Genomic DNA, 19,625 nt, shown 5'->3' on the forward strand with positions numbered 1-19,625 from the left:
GAAGTGGATTCCCGTTTCGCGGACATGCTGCGGCCGTTCCTGAAGTACGCGGGCGGCGCGGAGATCACGGTGGAGTCGTCGTTGCGCGACCTGGGCCTGGACTCCATGCAGGCCATCGAGCTGCTGTTCGCCATCGAGGACACCTACCAGGTGTCGCTGCCCGACGAACTGCTCACCGACACCACGTTCGCCACGGCCGGCAGCCTGTGGGCGGCGATCTCCGGGGCGCGGCCGTGCTGACGCTTCCGGAGGTGCTGGCGGTCGTCGCCGAGGAGGCCGGCGAGGCCGACCGCGAGGCGCGGTTCCCGGTGCGGTCGCTGGCGGCGCTGCGGTCGTCGGGGCTGCTGGGGCTGCTCGTGCCGGGCGAGTTCGGCGGCATGGGCGGCGGGTACGCCGAGATGGTGGACGTGACCCTGCGGCTGGCCCGCGAGGACATGTCGGTGGCGATGGTGTTCGCCATGCACTGCCAGCAGGCGGCCACGCTCGTGCGGCACGCCGGTCCGTCGCTGCGGGAGCGGGTGCTGCCGGCGTTGGGGCGCGGCGAGCTGTACCTGGGGTCGGTGACCACCGAGCGCGGCAAGGGCGGGCACCTGCTGGTGTCGGAGTCGGCGACCACCGGGGACGCCGAGGTGCTGCGGGTGGACCGGGACGCGCCGATCGTCACCGGCGGCGAGCACGCGGACGCCTACCTGATCACTGCGCTGGCGCCGGACGCGACCTCGCCCAGCCAGGTGTCGCTGGTCTACGCGGACCGGTCGCAGCTGGACGTGTCGGTGCTGGGCGGGTGGGACCCGCTGGGCATGCGGGCCACGCGCAGCGTGCCGATGCGGTTGACCGGGGCGGTGCCGGTGGCGCAGATCGTCGGCGCGCCGGGCGGGTTCCGCGACATCGTGACGGCGACGTTCGGGCCGTTGGCGCACCTGGGGTGGGCGGCGGCGTGGCTGGGCGCGGCGTGCGGGGCGTTGTCGCGGGTGGTCGGGCACATCCGGTCGCCGGAGGGGCGCAAGCAGTTCGACACCGAGTCCGACCTGCTGCTGTCCCGGTTGGCGGTGGTGCGCGGTCGGCTGGAGGTGGTGAACGCGGTGCTGCGGCGGGCGGTGGACGTGGTGTCCTCCGCCGCGGACCTGTCCGCCGCGCCGGTGCGGATGCTGGTCAACACCCTGAAGGTCGAGGCCGCGTCGCAGTGCTTCGCGGCGGTTGACGTGCTGGTCGAGGTCGTCGGGTTGCGCCACGGCTACCTGCGCGGGTCGGCGCTGTGGCTGGAACGGGTGTTCCGGGACCTGCGGTCGGCGTCGCTGAACTACGCCGACGACCGGCTGCGGCTGGCCAACGGGGTGGCGGTGCTGCTGGACCCGGAGGTCCGCCTTGCGTGAGGCCGTGCCGGACGTCGACGCGCGGGCGGTGTGGGCGTCGCTGGGGCGGTCCGGGGTGCTGGCCGGGGACCGGCCGGTCGAGGTGTTGCGGTCGCTGCTGCCGTCGCTGGACGCCCGCCACCCGTTGGGGATCGTGCTGTCGGTGTGCGTGCAGATCGCCTCCGCGTTGCCGATCCTGCGCTCGCACGGGCCGTCCGGTGTGGTCGGGCGGGTGTGCGCGGAGGCGGTGCGCGGTGAGGCCGTGGTGGCGTTGGCCGCGACGGACGCCGGCGCGGCTGGGTCGGACCTGATGGACCTGACCACGTCGGCCCGGTTGTCGCCGGACCGGGTGGTCGTGGACGGCGGGAAGCGGTGGATCACCAACGCCCTGTCGGCCGATCACGCGTTGGTGCTCGCTCGGCATCGGCCGCAGCGGCACTTCACCAGTTTCGTGTGGGTGCTGGTGCCGCTCGACGCCGCCGGGGTGACGCGGGAGTCGGCCGGGTCGTGCTTCTCCGGCGCCGGGGTGGGGCATCTGACGTTCTCCGGGGTGTCGTTGGGGCGCGACCACGTGGTGGGTGCACCGGGGCGGGGGTTGGCGGTGTTCGCCCGGCACGTCGCGACCGAGCGGTTGGCGGGGGCGTTGTGGGCGGCCGTGCTGTGCCGGCGGGTGTTGGCCGAGACGCGGCGGGTGTTGGTGGCGCGGCCGTTGGGCGGCGGGGTGGCGTGGGACAACGCCGTGGTGCGGGACCGGTTCGCGCGCGGGCTGGTGGAGGCGCGGCGGGTGGAGGCGTTGTGCGCCTCCTTCCGGGAGGGGGAGCTGGTGGACAGCATGCTGGTGAAGGTCGCGGTGGCCGAGAGCGTGGACCGGGTGCTGGCGGCGTGCGCGGAGTTGCTGGGGGCGGACGCTTTCGCCGACGGCGGGGTGGTCGCGTTGCGGGCCGAGGCGGCGATGTTCGGCATCGCCGGTGGCGCTTCGGGCGCGATGCTGGCCGGGATCGCCGAGCACGCGGAGGACCTGGTGGGTGGTGCGCGGTGACTTCGCACGCGGGCACTGTCGCCTCGGCGGGCGTTTCGGTTGTCGCGCCCGGGGTTTTCGCGGTCGCGCCGGGGGTGTTCGCCGCGGTGGGGCGGGCGGCTTGCGCGTCGGAGGGGTTGGCGGCGCGGGGGTTGTTGGCCCGGTTGCTGGGGGTGGTGGAGCCGTCGGCCGCGTTGCTCCCGGTGTCGTCCCGGCGGAGCGGGCAGCCCTTTCTGGAGGGGCGGCCGGAGCTGTCGGTGAGCCTGTCGCACGACGGCGGGTGGGTCGCGGCGGCCATCGGGATCGGCGTGGAGGTGGGTGTGGACGTGCAGCCGCCGTTGCCGGTGTCGCACGGGATGTTGCGCCGGTGTTGCACCTCGACCGCTTTCGCCGCACTGTCGTCTCTGTCCACTGTGGATGGTGAGTTCGCGTGGATGTGGTCGGTGCAGGAGGCGTGCGTGAAGGCCGAGGGGACGGGGATCGGCGGGCTGCCGTGGAGCGTTCCCGTCGAGGTCGGGCAGGTGACCGGCGCGTGGCACGGCTACCGCTGGCACCGGCTGCCGACCCCCGTCCCGGCGAGTTGCGCCTACCGGGAGCCGGCATGAGCGAGTTCACCGGGTTGAGCTGTTACACCGCGAACCTGCTGGCGTATCTGGCCGCCGTGGACGACACCGCTTTGGACCGGTTCGCGGAGTCCGTGCGGCTCGCGGTCCGGCTGGACGGGCCGGCGTTCTCGCACCACCGCACGCCACTGGACGTGCTGCCGGACGGCTCAGTGCTGCGGTACGCGAGTGGCGGCGAGGAGACGGTGGGGGCGTTGCGGGCCGAGATCGCCTTGCACGGACGGGTGATCGTGGTGGCGGACAACGCTCGGCTGCCGTGGTCGCCGTCGTTCGGGACCGGGGCCACCGCGCCGCACTGGGTGCTGGTCGACGGGTGCGCGGGCGACGAGTGGCACGTGGTGGACCACTTCGCCGGGTTGCTGCCGACGGGAGAGCAGCGGCCGTTCGAGGGAGTGCTGAGCACCTCCGCGCTGACGCACGCCATGGACGGGCCGGAACGCTTGTCGCCCATGCAGGTCCGGCGCAACGCGTTGGCGTTCGGGCACCCGGTCGAGGCGCCGGGCGGTGGTCGGACGTGGCTTCGGCGGGAGCGGGGGGTGGCCTCCGGCCCCCGGTTCGATTCTCGCACGTGGGTACGACAGTTCGTGGGTGTCGGCGAGGCGTTGCCGTTCCTGGCGGAGTGGTTCCGGCGGGATCCGGTGGGGGCTTCCGTCGTTCTGGACGACCTGTGGACGGCTTCCGGGCACCACGTGTTCCGGTACCGGCGGGTCGGGGACGACGGGGCCGCCGACGCCTGGCGGCAGCTGCCGGGGGCGCTGCGGTTCGCCGTGGACTCCGCTCGGCGCGGCCGGCCCCGGGACTCGCTGGTGGACCTGACGTTTCGCAACCTCCTGCACATCGAGAGCGGTCAGGACGCGGTCCTGCCGTCACGCGGAAGGACAGCACGATGACATCCCTCTACGCGCGGTTCCGGACCGCCGCCGAAGCCAACCCCGACCGGATGGCCCTGGAGGTCAACGGGGTCGAGCTGACCTACGCGGCCCTGCGAGCGGCGGCCGAGTGGATGTCCGCGCGCATGGTCGAGGCGTTGGGGGGCGCGTCGCCGACGAAGGTCGGGCTGCTCACCTCGCGGTGCGCGGTCAGCTACGTCGCCTACCTGGCCGCCCTGCGGCTGGGGGCCACCGCGGTGCCGCTGAACCCGGCCGCGCCCGCCCTGCGCAACCTCACCATCACCGAGGACGCGGGCCTGGAGCTGACCGTCGTGGACGACACCTCCGGCGCGGACGTCGGCGAGTACCGGCAGAAGACGCCCGGCGGGGTGCTGGACCTGACCGGTGACCGGTGGCGGCCGATGCTCGACCCGCGCGGGCCCGTGCCGCCGGAGGCCGGGCGCGGACCCGACGACATCGCCTACCTGATCTTCACCAGCGGCACCACCGGCAAACCCAAGGGCGTCCAGGTCACCCACGACTGCATGGACTCGTTCCTGGACGAGATCGTGCCCCGGTTCGGGTTCGGGCCCGGCGCGCGGGTGTCGCAGACGTTCGAGATGTCCTTCGACGGGTCGGTGATCGAGATCTTCGGCGCGCTGGCGTCCGGCTCGACGCTGTGCGTGGCCCAGCACAGCGACGTGTTCACGCCGGTGAAGTTCGTCAACGAGAAGCAGCTCACGCACTGGCTGTCGGTGCCGTCGCTGATCTCGTTCGCCAAGCGCTTGCGCGCCCTGGCCCCGGGGTCGATGCCGACGTTGCGCAGCAGCCAGTTCGGCGGCGAGGGGCTGACGTTCGAGCAGGCCGAGGCGTGGTCGGCGGCGGCCCCGAACTCGAAGGTGCAGAACTGCTACGGGCCGTCGGAGGCCACGGTCATCGTCACCGGGTACGTGGTGCCGCGCGACCGCGCCGACTGGCCGGACGTGTCCAACCGCCACATCCCGCTGGGCCACCCGTTCCCGAACGTCGAGTGGGTGCTGTTGGACGAGGACCTGCGCGCCGGCGACGACGGCGAGCTGTGCCTGCGCGGCCGGCAGCGGTTCCCCGGCTACCTGGACCCGGACGAGAACGTGGGCCGGTTCGTGCGGTTCGAGGACGGCCGGGGCACGCTCTACGACGGGTCGGAGCCGTTGACCCCGCGGCACTACTACCGCACCGGCGACCGGTGCCGCATCGAGCACGGCGAACTGGTGCTGGTGGGCCGCATCGACGAGCAGGTGAAGATCCGCGGCAACCGGGTCGAGCTGGGCGAGATCGAGTCGGCGCTGCGCAAGCACCCGGCGGTGGTCGAGGTCGTGGTGATCACCGTGACCGCCGACGACGGCGAAGTGGACCTGCACGCCCTCTACACCGGCGCGGAGGTGCCCGCGGCGGAGTTCGCCGAACTGCTCGGCGGCCTGCCCCGCTACATGCACCCGCGCGGGTTCCACCGCCGCGACGCCATCCCGTTGACCACGGTCGGGAAGGTGGACCGCAAGAAGCTGACCGCGCAGTTCGCGGCCGGCGGTGAGTGACCCGAGGGCCACCCCGGCGCAGGAAGCGCTGTGGTGGGCGCACCAGCGGGCGGCGCGCAAGTCCGTCTACCACATCACGTGGCGGCTGGGCTGCGCGTCCCCGCCCGACCCGGCCGCGCTGCGCACCGCGTGGCAGGCGGTGGTCGACCGGCACGACGCCCTGCGCATGGGCCTGGCCGCCGACGACGGCGTGGTCCGGGCGGTCGTCGCCGGCCGGCTGACCGCGCCGGTCCGGACGGTGTCGGTGGACACGTCCGGCCCGGCCGCCCCTCTGCTGGCGCGCATCGCGGCGGAGGTCCACGACGAACCCATGCCCCTGGACCGACCACCCCTGGCGCGCCTGGTCCTGGTCCGGGTCAACGACGAGCACGAACTCCTGTTCACCGCGCACCACTCCGTAGTGGACGGTTGGGCGATCCGCCTGGTCCTGGACGACCTGTCCACCGCCTACGAAACCGCTCTGAGCGGCGAGCAGCCCACCTTCCCCGAAGCGCCGTCCTTCGCCAAGTACGCGCTGGACCAACGGGCGGCGGAGGAGAAGGGCCGGTGGCGCAAGGCGATCGAGCACTGGCGGAGCGCGCTGGACGGCGCGTCGGCGGTCACCGTCGCGCCGGACCGACCCGTGCGGGCCAGACCGGGCGCGGCGGGCACGACGCTGCGCCACGAGATCAGCCCGGAGGCCGCGCGCGGCCTGGCGGCCCACGCCGGGGCGGCGGGAACGACGTCGTTCGCGGTCGTGTTGGGGGCGTTGCAGGCGGTCCTGGCCCGGGGCGGGGCCGGCGGCGACGTCACGGTCGCGACCCCGGCGGCCAACCGCCTGACCGCCCGCGAGCAGAAGCTGGTCGGCTACCTGACCAACCTGGTCGTGGCCCGCGCGCACATCACCGACACCGACACCGTCGCGGACGTCACCGCCCGAGCCCGCGACTGCCTGTGGCAGGTGCTGTCCCACCAGGCCGCGCCCTACCCGAAGGTCTTCGCCGAACTCCCGGACCGGACCAAGGCCGCCCTGGGCGACATCCCGCCGGTGGTCCTGACCTACCTGGGCCCCCTCTCCTCGGGCCTGAGCCTCGGCCCCATCCCCCTGACGACGCACCGCAGCCCCAACCGCGCGGCCCGAGCCGACTTCACCATCGGCTACTGGGACACCGACGAGGGGATCGTCATCGAGGTCGAGTACAACGAGGACCGCTACGACCGGGCCACCACCCTGCGCCTCCTGCACGACCTGGACACAGTCCTGGCCGCAGCGCCAACCGACCCGCTCGACTCCCTCCCCCTCCGCACCAAGACCACCGAACCCCGCACCCCCGCCGAAGCCCGCACGCCCGCCGGACCCGAAGTTGTCGGTCCCCCGTGGGACAATGGAACCGGGGGCCGGAGGCCGCGCCCCACCACCACCGCCCCGCCGCAAGACCCGCCCCTCCCGCCGGCGATCACCCACGCCTGGCAACAGGTGCTCGGCCACCCGCCAACCTCCCCCGACCAGGACTTCTTCGCCGCCGGCGGCACCTCCCTCACCGTCCTGCACCTGGCCGCGGCCGTCGAGGCCGCCACCGGCGAACGCCCGGACCTCGTCACCTGGCTCGCCGACCCCACCCCGCGCCGCCTGGCCGACCAGGGCCACCCCGACACCCCGACCAGCCTGGTCGTCCTGCGCGACACCACCGGCCCCCACCTGCACCTGGTCCACGGCGCCGGCGGCTCCCCCCAGGACTTCCGCGACCTGGTCGACGCCCTGCCCGGCTGGCGCGTCACCGCCTCCCAGGACCGCACCACCCACACCACCGTCACCGCCCTGGCCGCCACCTACGCGGCCGACCTCCCGGGCCAGGCCCCCGACGTCATCGCCGGCTGGTCCTTCGGCGGCCTGGTGGCCCACGAAATGGCCCACGGGATCGCCCATGCGATGGCCAACGACGCCGCCCTCCTGCTGATCGACACCCCACCCCCGACCGGCCACCCCGACCAACCGACCACCGCCGACTTCGCCGCCATGGTCACCGACCTCAAGGTCCCGGACTCCGACGACGACACCCTCGCCGTCCGCGCCCTCGCCGCCCAGCTGGCCGTGACCGGCGAGGACGTCCCCGCCTGGGCCCTGGTCGACCGCTGGCACGCCTACCGCCGCCACGCCCGCGCCGGCGCCGCCCACGTCTCCGACAAGAGGACCCGGACCGCCGCCGCGGTGATCGCCGCCGACCTCACCGACGACGACGTGACCCGCTGGCGCGCCCACCTGCCCGACGACACCCGGGTCGTGCGGGTCGCCGCCGACCACTGGACGGTCCTGCGCGCCCCCGCCGTCGCCCGGGTCGCCGACGCCGTCCGCAGCCTCCGGGAGACCCGATGACGACCCTGTTCACCCGCATCGCCGAGACCGCCCGCCGCCACCCCGACCGGACCGCGCTGGAGGTCGGCGACGACGTCCTGACCTACCGCGAACTGGTCGACCTGGCCGAGCGGACCGCCGCCCTGCTCAGCCGCGACGGAACCCCGCGCGCGGTCGGGCTGCTCGCCGCCCGCAGCCTGCCCGCCTACGCGGGCTACCTGGGCGCGTTGCGGGTGGGCGCGGCGGTGGTGCCGCTGAACCCGGCGTTCCCCGTGGCGCGCAACCGGACCATGTGCGAGCAGACCGGCGTGGACGTGGTGGTCGTGGACGACCGGGGCGCGGAGACCGCCGCGGCGGTGACCACCGGCCCGATCGCCGAATTGCGCGACCTGCCGCCGCCGCACCGCGGTCCCGTCCCCGACGACCTCGACGCCGTCGCCTACGTCCTGTTCACCTCCGGCTCGACGGGGACGCCGAAGGGCGTGCCGATCAAGCACCGCAACCTGGCGACCTACCTGCCGTTCTGCGCCGAGCGCTACGAGGTCGGCCCCGGCGCGCGGGTGTCGCAGGCGGCGGACCTGACCTTCGACATCTCCGTGTTCGACCTGTTCGTGGCGTGGACGTCCGGCGCGACAGTGGTGGTGCCGCAGGCCGACGAACTGCTCGTGCCGGTGCGGTTCGTGGCCGGGCGCGGGATCACGCACTGGTTCTCCGTCCCGTCGGTGATCTCCATCGCGCGACGGCTGCGCGCGTTGCGGCCAGGGGTGATGCCGGGGTTGCGGTGGAGCATCTTCGGCGGCGAGCGGCTGACCCGCGAGCAGGCGCGGGCGTGGGCGACCGCCGCCCCGAACAGCGTGATCATGAACGTCTACGGCCCCACCGAGACCACGATCACCGTCACCGACTACCGCCTGCCCGCCGACCCCGACCAGTGGCCGCGCACGTCCAACGGCACCCTGCCCATCGGGCACGTCTACCCGCACGTGGAAGCGGTGGTGCTGGGCGAGGACGGGCGGCCGGCACGCGAGGGCGAACTGTGCGTGCGCGGCGAGCAGCGGTTCGACGGGTACGTGGACCCGGCGGCCGACGCGGGCAGGTTCGTCACGACCGAAGGCCCGTCCTGGTACCGCACGGGCGACCGGGTGCGGGAGGAGGACGGCCTGCTGGTGCACGTGGGCCGGGTGGACCACCAGGTCAAGATCAGCGGCTACCGGGTGGAGCTGGGCGAGGTCGAGGGCGTGCTGCGCGACCACGACCGGGTCCACGACGCCGTGGTGGTCGCGGTGCCCGGCGCCGGCGGGGACCTGGTGCTGCACGCCTGCTACACCGGCGCGCCCGGCCTGGACCGGGAACTGGCGCAGGCCGCGGGCCGCCGCCTGCCGGTCTACATGCTGCCCTTCGCCTACCGTCACTTCGACGGGTTCCCGGTCAACGCCAACGGCAAAGTGGACCGGTCGCGCCTGGCCGAACTGGTGGGTTCTCCACCGAAAGTGGAGGCACCCTCGTCTCCAGTCGCGTCGGGCACGGACGCCGGCTCGCCTCGGGTGTAGGTCGTCACCGACGATTGTCCTGATGTGCCAACGATTCCCGGTGTGCGATGGTTGAGCATCGCTCGGGTGTGGGGAGGGTCGTTGGCGACTTCGGCGTTCGGCGGCGCCCGGTTCCGGTTGTTGGGTCCGGTCGAGTTCTCCTGCGGCGACGGGTGGCGGTCGATCGGGTCGACCAAGCAGCGCACGTTGCTGGCGCTGCTGTTGCTGCACGCCAACCGCGTGGTCCCGGTGGCCCAGCTGCACGCCGAGCTGTGGGGCGACCGGCCGTACTCGCGGGTGAAGAACCTGTTGGCGGGTTGCGTGTGGCGGCTGCGCGCCGCGCTGGGCGACGAGGCCGGGCGGGCGCTGGTGACCCGGCCGGGCGGGTACCAGCTCACCGTGCCGCCCGGCGCGTTGGACTTGGTGGAGTACCAGCGGTTGGTGGACGTGGGCCGGGTGCGGCGGGCGGCCGACGACCTGCCGGGCGCGCTGGAGGCGTTCACCGCGGCGGTGCAGCTGTGGCGCGGCGAACCGCTGGCGGACGTGTCGTTCACCCAGTCGGTGATGGCCGAACGGGCGCGGCTGGAGGAATCCCGGCTCACCGTGGAGGAGATGCGGCTGGGGCTGCGGATCGAGCTGGGCGAGCCGGACGAGGTGCTGCCGGAGCTGAAGCTGATCATCTCCCAGCACCCGCTGCGGGAACGGCTGCACGAGCACCTGATGGTCGCGCTGTACCGGTCGGGCCAACAGGCCGACGCGCTGGGCGCGTACCGGGACCTGCGCCGGCTGCTGATCGACGAACTCGGCGTGGAGCCCAGCAAACCGTTGCGGGACCTGCAAGCCCGCATCCTGGCCGAGGACGTGGGCCTGCGTGCCGCGCCGCCGTCCCGGCCCGCGCCGGACCTGCTGCCCGCGTGCGACCCGGTCTTCCACGGGCGGGAGGCCGAGGTGGCGCGGGTGGCGGCGGCGTTGGCCGAGGGCGCGGTGTGCGCGGTGCACGGCATGGCGGGCGTGGGCAAGAGCGCGGTGGCGGCGCGCGCGGCGCACGCGGTGGCCGACCGGTTCCCCGACGGCCGGGTGCACCTGGACCTGCGCGGCTCCACCGACCACCCGCTGGACCCCGCGGACGCGCTGACCGCTCTGCTGGACGCCTTCGGTGTGCCGCTGGGGGAAACGCGGCCGGCCGCGCGGTGGGCCGCGGTGGTGGCGGAGCGCCGGGTGCTGCTGGTGCTGGACGACGTGCGTGACGCGGACCAGGTGAAACCGTTGCTGCCACCGGGATGCGCGGCCGTGCTGACCGGGCGGGCGGCGGTCGGCGCGGCCGACGGGCACCGGCAGCTGCGGCTGGGTCGGCTGCCGGTCGCGGCGGCGGTGGGGTTGCTGCGGCGGGTGGTCGGGCCGGAGCGGGTGGACGCCGAGCCGGAACAGGCGGCGGCGGTCGTGTCGTGGTGCGAGTGCCTGCCGCCGGCGGTGCGGGTGGCCGGCGGCAGGCTCGCCGCGCGTCCGGAGTGGACGGTCGCCGACCTCGCCGACCGGTTGGCCGACCCGGGCCAGCGGCTGGAGGTGCTGACCGGGGTGCGGGAGCTGCTCGGGTCGTGCGTGCGGCGGCTGCACGCCGACGGCGACCGGACGGCGGTGACCGCGCTGACCCTGTTGGCGGAGCTGGACCTGCCGGTGGTCACCGCGTCGACCGTGGCCGCCCTGCTGGACACCGCCGAGGGCCCGGCGCGCTGCGCGGCCGAACGGCTGGTGGACGCCGGCCTGCTGGAACCGTTGCCGCACAACCGGTACCGGGTCGCGGCGCTGGTCCGGCTGCACGGCGCGGGCGCGGACCCGGACGCCGACCCGGCGGCGGCGGTGCAACGGGTCGTGGACCGCTACCGCGAGCAGGTGCGGGAGCTGACGACCCGGCGGTCCGGTGGGCTGTCCTGGTACCGCGAGCACCGCGGCACGCTGCGCGCGCTCGCCCGCCTGGACCGCACGGACAGCCTGCCCGCCGCGGTGGACCGGTTGCGCTGGACGTTCACGCGCCGCCCCGCCGTGCCGACGCAACCGCCGTACCGGTGAGGCGGCGGTCACAGTCCGCTACCCGGGTGGTCGCCGTGGCGGGACCCCGAAGCCGTCAACCCGCTTTGTGGTCCCGCACGGGTGCGGCTCCCACATTCCGGGAGGCATCATCGGGCCCTGGCCAGACCCGTGAGCGCGTTGGGGGCGAGTGGATTGGCTGTAGAAGTGCCGGGTGTGCGCCGCAACGGCGCGGCGCCGCCCTGCCGGGTGCTGCTGGACGAGGACAACGAGCTGATCCGCACCGGCCTGCGGATCGTGCTCGACGCCGAACCGGGCATCACCGTGGTCGGCGAGATCGCGCCGGGCGACGACCCGGCCGCCGTCCGCCGCGACACCCGGCCCGACCTGGTGGTCAGCGGCCGGGCGGGCGGCGCGTTCACCGGGTTGCCGGTGGTGGTGCTGTGCCGGGACGCCTCCGCCGAGGAGCTGGAACGGGCGGTCCGGGACGGCGCGCGCGGCCTGCTGCTGTGCAGCGACTCCGCGCGGCACGTGGTCGAGGCGGTCCGGGCGGTGGCCGAGGGCAAGGGTTTCGTGGCGCCGTCGCTGGCCGGGCAGGTGCTCGACCAGCTCACCTCGTGCCTGCCCGCCCCACGCACCCAGGGCAGCGCCCGCTTCGAACTGCTCACCGCGCGCGAACTGGAGGTGCTCAGACTCCTGGCCAGCGGCCTGACCACCGGCCAGGCGGCGAAGGCGATCCACCGCAGCCAGGCGACGGTGAAGTCGCACATCTCCCACGCCCTGGCGAAACTCGGCCTGCACGACCGGACCCAGGCGATCGCGATGGCCTACCGGACGGGCCTGATCACCGAGCGGATGTGACCACGCGCCGCTGCTCGACCAGCAGCAGGACGCCGATCAGGACGACCATGACGGCCGCCGACCCGTGCACGGCCAGCGCGTACCCGACCGTGCCGCCGTGCGTGGCGACCGCGATGCAGTCGCCGATCGGCATGATCGCGTTGCTGAGGATGACGTAACCCAGCGCCTTGCGGTGGTTCATCAGCAGCAGGATCAGGGCGGTTGTGCCATAGGCGATGTCCCGCACGCCCTTGACGATGTAGTAGCCCGTGCCTTCGTCGGTGGGCCACGGCTTGATCCCGAAGCCGGAAGCCGAGCCCACCCCGTCGAGCAGGAAGCTCAGGCCGAAGTAGAAGCCCGCGAGGACGACGAGAACGGCCAGGACGGTGTTGACGCGCTTCATTCGATGCTCCAGTTTCTAGCGCTGCTAGGTGTGAGAGCGACACTAGATGGCCGCCGCTCGGTTGTCTAGCGGTGCTAGCCTCGGGCCGTGTCCATCCAACAGCGCCGTGAACGCGAACGCGCCGAACGCCACCGCCTGATCGTCGACGCGGCCCGGGACCTGGCCGAGACGGAGGGCTGGGAAGCGGTGACCACGCGCCGGCTGGCGGAACGCGTCGAGTACAGCCAGCCCGTGCTCTACAGCCACTTCAAGGGCAAGGACGCGATCGTGTCCGCCGTGGCGATCCAGGGCTGCGGCGACCTGGCGCAAACCCTGGCGGAAGCCCGGGACGCGCACCGCGACCCCGTGTCCGCGCTGCGCGCGGTGGCCGAGGCCTACCTGAACTTCGCCCGAACCCGCCCGGCGCTCTACGACGCGATGTTCGTGCAGCGCACCGACATCCCGTTCGGAACCCCGGAGTCGCCACCGGAACTGAAGGCAGCCTTCGGCGCTTTCGTCTCGGTGGTGCAGCCCCTAGCCGGCAACCGCGACCTGGAAACCCTCACCGAGGTCCTGTGGAGCGCCCTACACGGCCTGGCAACACTGACAGGCAGCGACCGCCTACGCCCAGACCACCACAACACCCGCCTGGACCTCCTGCTCAACGGCCTACTGCCCTAAGCACCAAACGCCCTTCACCGCGGCGAAGCCGCCAACGGGCAGCCCACCGGAGGGGACACAACCCAACCCGGGCTTCTTGCTTGTGTCATCTCCGTATGGCCCGCCCGAAGGGCTACCACAGATTTCCCGGGTGCGGCCGAATTTTTTGTGAGGAACGAGCAAAAAATTTAGCGGCACCCGGGAAATCTGTGGTTGGCTTTGCCGGGTCATGCGGAGATGGCACAAGCAAGAAGCCCCCGCTTTGGTAGTTGTGTCCATCTTCGGTGGCTCGCCCGCCGGCGAGGCTCTTTTACGCTTTGGACTCACGCTGTCGCTCTCAAGCCCTCGCTTCGCGGGTCCGAACGCAACGCGCTCCGCGCTCTCAAGCTCGAACGCGCTGCGCGCTCTCAAGATCAAAAGCGGCTGGGGAGGCCTCCAGTGGGGGGAAGGGCCTGCGTGTTCCCCACCGCATGACCTGGCGGAGCCGACCACAGATTTCCCCGGGTGCCGCTAAAACTTTTGCTCGTTCCTCGCAAAACTTTCGGCGTCACCCGGGGAAATCTGTGGTAGCCCTTCGGGCAGGTCATACGGTGGGGAACACGAAGGCCCCTTGTGGCTGGGAGCCCAAACCAAAAGCACGCCGCTGCGCGGCGGGCCGCGCTGCGCGCGGGAAAGCGTCGGGTCAGCCGGTCAGGGGGATGGTGAACTTCGGGGCCGCTCCCCCGGTGCTCGACACGGTCGTCGTCGCCTCCACCGGCGTGCCCGACGACCCGTGCGTGATGCGGTGCACCACCAGCACCGGCTCGTCTTCCCCGATCCCCAGCGTGTCCGCCTCCGAGCGCGTGGGCAGTCTCGCGTCCAGTTGCACGGTCGCCACGATCGGGTCCAAGCCGGCCGTCCGCAGCAACGGCGTCAGATCGGGGTGCGGCGTGTCGGCACGGTCGGAGATGTCGTGGCCCGTCTGCTCTTCAATCACCGTCGCGACGCTGCGTGGCAGCCACTGCTGGTCGATGCTCGTCACCCGCGCCCCGGTGTGGTGGTGGCGCACCCGGTGCACCACGAGGCTGCCGGTGTCCAGGCCGAAGCGGTGCGCGACCTCCGGGCCCGCGGCCGTCCAGCCGGAGAGCACGACCTTCGGGTACGTCGCCCCGTCGGGCAGCATGCGGGGCACCTGCTTCTGCGGCGGGATCGTCGTGCCGCACACCAACGTGCCCAAGCCCTGCTTGGACGTCGCCACGCCCTGGGCGATGAGCACCGCCACCGCCGCGCGGGCCGTCCCCCGGGCCACGCCGAAGCGGTCCATCAGCTCGTGCAGGGTCGGCAGCACGCTGCCCACCGGGTACTCGCCGCGGTCGATCGCCCCGATCAGGTGATCGGCGATCCGCCGGTACTTCACGTCTTCCACTGTGGCCTCCCCAAACCTGTAGTGACGTGAACAGGGCGCACTTACTAACGAACCGTTCGATACTCTGCTATGGTCTGGACCACCTGTCAAGGGTCTGGCTCTGCTAGCGTGCGCGGCACGAGGCGAAAGCGAGGCGGGGCGTGTCAACCGGATCAGCGGCCACCGGTCCCCACGTGCTGCGGCGGATCAACGCCACCGCCGTGCTCAACGCCCTGCGCGACGCCGACGGGCAGACCGCCACCGTCTCCGACCTGGTCGTGGCCACCGGGCTGTCCCGACCGGCCGTCACCCGCGCCCTGACCTCGCTGGCCGAGGCCGGCATCGCCGAGTTCTCCGGCACCACCGAGCACCACATCGGCCGGCCCGCCCAGCGCGCCCGCTTCCGCGCCGAACTCGGCCACGTCGCCGGCATCGACATCGGCCCGCACAAGGTCCTGGTCATGGTCGCCGACCTGGCCGGCACGGTCCTGGCCCAGCGCCAGGCCGCCACCCCCGCCGGGCACACCGGCGACGGCATGGTCCGCCTGCTGCGCACCACCCTCACCGGCGTCGCCGCCGAAGCCGGCATCACCCCCACCGACCTGTGGTCGGTCGCCGTCGGCACCCCCGGCATCGTCGACCACGAGCGCGGCGAGGTCGTGCTCGCGCCCAGCATCCCCGGCTGGTCCAGCCTGCCGATCATCGCCGAGCTGCGGGACTGGCTGGGCTGCCCGGTCGCCATCGAGAACGACGTCAACCTCGCCGTCGTCGCCGAGCGCTGGCGCGGCGACGACGGGGACAACCTGCTGTTCGTGCAGTGGGGCGAGCGCATCGGCACCGGCATGGTCATCGACGACAAGCCCTACCGCGGCGCGTCCTCGGCGGCCGGCGAGCTGGGGTTCATCGACCTGGTCACCGACCTGGACGACGAGCCCAAACCGCCCGCCGACGGCCTCGGCGCGTTCGAACGGCTCGTCGGCGCGGGCGAGATCCTGCGGCTGGGCATGGCGCGCTGCGACCAGCCGCTGCGCGACCGGCTCGCCGAGACCGGCGACATCGCCGTGCTGTTCGACGCCGCCGCCGCGGGCGACGAGGCCGCCGTGTCCGTCGTGGACACCATCGCGACCCGGTTCGCCCGCGGCCTGGCCGTCCAACTGCTGATCATGGACCCGCGCTGCGTCATCGTCGGCGGCGGCGTGTCCCGAGCGGGTGACGTGCTGTTCGACGCCGTCCGCAAGCGCCTGGGCCGGCAACTGCTCGTGCCCGCCGACCTGCGCGTCTCCGCGCTCGGCGTGAACAACGTGGCGCTGGGCGCGGTGCGGATGGCGCTCGACGCGGTCGAGGAGCGGTTGACCGCGCTGCTCTAGCGGTGGAGGGTGATCACGTGGGAGCTGCCGAAGAACGCGACGGCGTCGCGCTGACCAACCTCGACCAGCCGCTGTTCGCCGACGCCGGGGCCACCAAGCGCGACCTCGTGGACTACCTGGACGCCGTGCGCGACCGCGTCCTGCCCGGGTTGGCCGGCCGGCCCCTGTCGGTGGTCCGGGTGCTGCGCGGCCAGGACCCGTTCATGCAGAAGAACCTGCCCAAGTACACGCCGGACTGGGTGCGCTCGGTCGAGGTGTGGGCGGAGGCGTCGCGGCGGTCGATCCGCTACGCGCTGTGCGACGACCGCCGGACCCTGCTGTGGTTCGCCAACCAGCGCGCCATCGAGTACCACGTGCCCCTGCACGACGCCGAGGAACGCCGCAAGCCGCACCACATGGTCCTCGACCTCGACCCGCCCGAGGGCGAGGACTTCGGCCACGTCGTCGCCGCCGCCCGCCTGGTGCGCCGGGCCCTGGCCGACTGCGGCCTGTCCGGCGCGGTGAAGACCAGCGGCGCCAAGGGCCTGCACGTCTTCGTCCCCATCGACGCCACCGACGACGACGCGGCGGCGGCCACCCGGGCCCTCGCCGCCCGCGCCGAACGCCTCGACCCGGACCTGGCCACCACCGCGTACATCCGCGACGAGCGCGGCGGCAAGGTCTTCCTCGACTCGACCCGCGCCTACGGGGCCACCGTCGTGGCCGCCTACAGCCCCCGCATCCGCCCCGGAACGCCGGTGTCGTTCCCGGTGTCGTGGGACGACCTGGACGACGTGACCCCGCGCGACTTCACCGTCCACACCGCGCCAGGGCTGCTGGCGTCCCGCGACCCGTGGGCCGAGGAACTCCCCGCGCCGCAACGGCTGCCCGCCGACCTGGTCGAGGAGGGCCACACCATCCCGGTCGCCCGGGTGGTCGCGATGCACGAGGGCAAGCGCCGCAAACGCGCCGCCCAGCAGGAGGGCTGACCCCGCGGCGCTCCAACGGCTGCCGCAACTCCACCGACGCTCGTCTTCCGCAGGTCAGAGCGGGTCTGCGCGGATCACGGATTCCAGTCCGCACTGAAGTGATGGAATAAATCGAGGAATCCCATTTACCCCGAACGAGCCACGACGAACGTCGCTACCGCCGGGTCCGCGCAGCCCGCAGGCTCATCGTGGCTTTCCCTACACCCTGCGGAGGCAGCCATGTCCCTCAAGCGGACAACCACGGTCGCGGGCGCGCTGTTGCTCGCCGCCGCCTTGCTGAGCCCACCCGGAGCCACAGCGCAGCAACCGGCCACGCTGGCCGTGCCGGACATCTCGCTGGCCAACGTCCAGGCCCACCTGAACAGCCTGCAGACGATCGCCACGAACAACGGCGGCAACCGGGCGCACGGCCGGCCCGGCTACAAGGCGTCGATCGACTTCGTCAAGGCGAAGCTGGACGCGGTCGGGTTCACCACCCAGGTCCAGCAGTTCACCTACAACTCCGCGACCGGCTACAACCTGATCGCGGACTGGCCCGGCGGCGACCCGAACGACGTGCTGATGCTCGGCGGCCACCTGGACAGCGTCAGCGGCGGCCCCGGCATCAACGACAACGGCTCCGGCTCGGCGGGCATCCTGGAGACCGCCCTGACCGTGGCCCGCGAGAACCTCCAGCCGCGCAAGCACCTGCGGTTCGGCTGGTGGGGCGCGGAGGAGTTGGGCCTCATCGGCTCCAACCACTACGTCAACAACCTGCCGGCGACGGAGAAGTCGAAGATCAAGGCCTACCTGAACTTCGACATGATCGGTTCCCCGAACGCGGGTTACATGGTCTACAGCGCCTCCGGCCAGCCCACCGGCTCGCTCGCGCTCCAGCAGACCCTGGAGGCGGCGTTCGTCGGCAAGGTGGCCACCGAGCTGACCTCGGTCGGCGGCCGGTCCGACCACGCGGCCTTCGCGCGGGCGGGCATCCCGATCGGCGGCCTGTTCACCGGCGCGGAGGTCACCATGACCGCCGCCCAGGCGCAGAAGTGGGGCGGCCAGGCCGGCGTCGCCTTCGACCGCTGCTACCACCGCTCGTGCGACACGACGAGCAACATCAACACCACGGCGTTGGACCGGATGAGCGACGCCATCGCCTACGCCCTGTGGACCCTGGCCGGCACCGGCACCCCGCCGGGCCAGAAGTTCGAGAACACCACCCCGCTGAACCTGCCCGACCTGGCCACCGTGGAGTCCTCGATCACCGTCTCGGGCGTCACCGGCAACGCGCCGTCGGCGCTGGGCGTGGGCGTCGACATCACCCACACCTACCGGGGTGACCTGGTGATCGACCTGGTCGCGCCGGACGGCACGGCCTTCCGGCTCAAGTCGTCCAGCAACGACAGCGGCGACAACATCAACACGACCTACACGGTCAACGCCTCCGGCGAGGTGGCCAACGGCACCTGGAAGCTGCGCGTCCAGGACGTGGCCGCGCAGGACGTGGGCAGGCTGAACAGCTGGTTCCTGCAGTTCTGAGCGAAGAACGGCCCGGGTCCGCGGTTGGCGGACCCGGGCCGTTGCGGGCTCTTACGGGCGCACGTCCTCGATCGGCAGCGGCGCGCCGACCAGGCCCGCCGCCAGCGTGGACCCGTCGGCGGGCTCGATCACCAGGAACGCCCCGCCCCGGCGCACCGACCCGTAGTCGTCCAACGGCAGCGGTTCGGCGGTGCGGAGGGTGACCTGGCCGATCTCGTTGAGCGTCAACGTGCCCGGTGAGTCCACACTGGACAGCGTCTGCTCGTCGAACCTGGTCCGCAGCTCGGTGACCACCGCCTGGACGGTGCGCGTGCCGTGCTTGACCAGCACCCGGTCCCCCGGTGCCAGCGCCTTCTCCGCGAGCCAGCACACCGTGGCGTCGAACTCGTCGGTCACCCGGGGCCGCTCCCCCGCCACGACCAGGTCGCCGCGCCCGATGTCCAGGTCGTGCGCCAGCAGCAGGGTCACGGACTGGCCCGCGGCGGCCTCGTCCAGCGGACCGTCGGCGGTGTCGATCTTCTCGACGGTGCTGCGCAGCCCGGACGGCAGGACGGTGACCTCGTCGCCCACCCGGACCGTGCCGGCGGCGACCTGGCCCGCGTACCCGCGGTAGTCCGGGTGCTCCGCCGTGCGGGGCCGGATCACGTACTGCACGGGGAACCGGAACGGCGCGTCGTGCGGGTCCGGCTCCACGGGCACGGTTTCCAGGTGCTCCAACAGGGTCGGCCCGTGGTACCAGGGCGTCTTCGCCGACCGCTCCACCACGTTGTCGCCGACGAGCGCGGACACCGGGATCTCCAGCACCGCCCCCTCCGGGTAGCCCAGCGCGGCGGCGTGGGCGGTGAACTCCTTGGCGATGTCGGTGAACGCCAGCTCGTCGTAGTCCACGAGGTCGATCTTGTTGACCGCCAGCACCAGCCGCGGCACGCCCAGCAGCGCCAGCACGGCCGCGTGCCGCCGGGTCTGCTCGACCACGCCCTTGCGCGCGTCGACCAGAAGAACACCCAGTTGGGCGGTCGACGCGCCGGTCACCGTGTTCCTCGTGTACTGCACGTGTCCTGGGGTGTCGGCCAGGACGAAGGAGCGCTTCGGGGTGGCGAAGTAGCGGTAGGCCACGTCGATCGTGATGCCCTGCTCGCGTTCGGAGCGCAGGCCGTCGACCAACAGCGACAGGTCCGGGG

17 protein-coding genes are annotated in these 19,625 nt (G+C 72.9%); 14 read left to right on the forward strand and 3 right to left on the reverse strand.

The genetic code is table 11. The annotated features are described in order from the left end of the window. Positions 1-3 precede the first annotated feature (3 nt). The 10 genes from ABD126_RS33590 to ABD126_RS33635 all read left to right on the forward strand — a co-directional run bounded on the left by ABD126_RS33590 (position 4) and on the right by ABD126_RS33635 (position 12,183). A complete protein-coding gene (locus ABD126_RS33590) occupies positions 4-240 on the forward strand; it encodes an acyl carrier protein (protein ID WP_343938672.1) in 237 nt (78 codons plus the stop codon). Beyond that, positions 234-1,373 carry an acyl-CoA dehydrogenase family protein gene (locus ABD126_RS33595; RefSeq protein WP_343938674.1) on the forward strand — a complete coding sequence of 380 codons (1,140 nt, stop codon included), beginning with the start codon at positions 234-236 and terminating at the stop codon, positions 1,371-1,373. The genes ABD126_RS33590 and ABD126_RS33595 overlap by 7 nt, the downstream gene beginning before the upstream one ends. Next, positions 1,366-2,391 carry an acyl-CoA dehydrogenase family protein gene (locus ABD126_RS33600; protein ID WP_343938676.1) on the forward strand — a complete coding sequence of 342 codons (1,026 nt, stop codon included), beginning with the start codon at positions 1,366-1,368 and terminating at the stop codon, positions 2,389-2,391. Before ABD126_RS33595 ends, ABD126_RS33600 begins: the two co-directional genes overlap by 8 nt. Then, the gene (locus ABD126_RS33605; RefSeq protein ID WP_343938678.1) at positions 2,388-2,975 is read left to right on the forward strand and encodes a 4'-phosphopantetheinyl transferase family protein; all 588 of its coding nucleotides are present in this window, start codon (positions 2,388-2,390) and stop codon (positions 2,973-2,975) included. The genes ABD126_RS33600 and ABD126_RS33605 overlap by 4 nt, the downstream gene beginning before the upstream one ends. Beyond that, positions 2,972-3,883: a hypothetical protein gene (locus ABD126_RS33610; RefSeq protein ID WP_343938680.1), complete on the forward strand. Its 912-nt coding sequence runs from the start codon at positions 2,972-2,974 to the stop codon at positions 3,881-3,883. The genes ABD126_RS33605 and ABD126_RS33610 overlap by 4 nt, the downstream gene beginning before the upstream one ends. Beyond that, a complete protein-coding gene (locus tag ABD126_RS33615; RefSeq protein WP_343938682.1) occupies positions 3,880-5,436 on the forward strand; it encodes an AMP-binding protein in 1,557 nt (518 codons plus the stop codon). Before ABD126_RS33610 ends, ABD126_RS33615 begins: the two co-directional genes overlap by 4 nt. Beyond that, a complete protein-coding gene (locus ABD126_RS33620; RefSeq protein WP_343938684.1) occupies positions 5,429-7,789 on the forward strand; it encodes a condensation domain-containing protein in 2,361 nt (786 codons plus the stop codon). Before ABD126_RS33615 ends, ABD126_RS33620 begins: the two co-directional genes overlap by 8 nt. Beyond that, positions 7,786-9,318, forward strand: coding sequence for an amino acid adenylation domain-containing protein (locus ABD126_RS33625; RefSeq protein ID WP_343938686.1), 1,533 nt, complete (start codon positions 7,786-7,788; stop codon positions 9,316-9,318). The genes ABD126_RS33620 and ABD126_RS33625 overlap by 4 nt, the downstream gene beginning before the upstream one ends. Before the next feature lie 81 nt (positions 9,319-9,399). Further along, positions 9,400-11,364: an AfsR/SARP family transcriptional regulator gene (locus ABD126_RS33630; protein ID WP_343938688.1), complete on the forward strand. Its 1,965-nt coding sequence runs from the start codon at positions 9,400-9,402 to the stop codon at positions 11,362-11,364. Between the two features lie 174 nt (positions 11,365-11,538). Next, positions 11,539-12,183: a response regulator transcription factor gene (locus ABD126_RS33635; protein WP_343938690.1), complete on the forward strand. Its 645-nt coding sequence runs from the start codon at positions 11,539-11,541 to the stop codon at positions 12,181-12,183. On the opposite strand, the gene ABD126_RS33640 is transcribed toward ABD126_RS33635, so the two are convergent. Then, complete coding sequence (locus ABD126_RS33640; protein WP_343938692.1) at positions 12,167-12,565, reverse strand: DUF4267 domain-containing protein; 399 nt, start codon at positions 12,563-12,565, stop codon at positions 12,167-12,169. The two genes, ABD126_RS33635 and ABD126_RS33640, sit on opposite strands and share 17 nt — an antisense overlap. 87 nt (positions 12,566-12,652) lie before the next feature. Here ABD126_RS33640 and ABD126_RS33645 point away from each other — a divergent pair, with 87 nt between their 5' ends. After that, positions 12,653-13,225, forward strand: coding sequence for a TetR/AcrR family transcriptional regulator (locus tag ABD126_RS33645; RefSeq protein WP_343938694.1), 573 nt, complete (start codon positions 12,653-12,655; stop codon positions 13,223-13,225). A 661-nt stretch (positions 13,226-13,886) separates the two neighbouring features. Here ABD126_RS33645 and ABD126_RS33650 read toward each other — a convergent pair. Next, positions 13,887-14,609, reverse strand: coding sequence for a GntR family transcriptional regulator (locus ABD126_RS33650; protein ID WP_343938696.1), 723 nt, complete (start codon positions 14,607-14,609; stop codon positions 13,887-13,889). Positions 14,610-14,749: 140 nt separating this feature from the next. Between ABD126_RS33650 and ABD126_RS33655 the strand changes: the two genes are divergently transcribed. The 3 genes from ABD126_RS33655 to ABD126_RS33665 all read left to right on the forward strand — a co-directional run bounded on the left by ABD126_RS33655 (position 14,750) and on the right by ABD126_RS33665 (position 18,444). Continuing rightward, entirely contained in the window at positions 14,750-15,955 is a 1,206-nt protein-coding gene (locus ABD126_RS33655; RefSeq protein WP_343938698.1) for an ROK family transcriptional regulator, read from the forward strand. Between the two features lie 17 nt (positions 15,956-15,972). Next, complete coding sequence (ligD, locus tag ABD126_RS33660; RefSeq protein ID WP_343938700.1) at positions 15,973-16,923, forward strand: non-homologous end-joining DNA ligase; 951 nt, start codon at positions 15,973-15,975, stop codon at positions 16,921-16,923. 219 nt (positions 16,924-17,142) lie between these two features. Further along, positions 17,143-18,444, forward strand: coding sequence for a M28 family metallopeptidase (locus ABD126_RS33665; RefSeq protein ID WP_343938702.1), 1,302 nt, complete (start codon positions 17,143-17,145; stop codon positions 18,442-18,444). Between the two features lie 51 nt (positions 18,445-18,495). Here the strand turns inward: ABD126_RS33665 and ABD126_RS33670 are convergent. Continuing rightward, positions 18,496-19,625: sulfate adenylyltransferase subunit 1 (locus tag ABD126_RS33670; protein ID WP_343938704.1), on the reverse strand; the 1,130-nt coding region annotated here is incomplete at its 5' end.

The sequence above is a fragment of the Saccharothrix mutabilis subsp. mutabilis genome, assembly GCF_039521145.1.
Lineage (GTDB): Bacteria > Actinomycetota > Actinomycetes > Mycobacteriales > Pseudonocardiaceae > Actinosynnema > Actinosynnema mutabilis.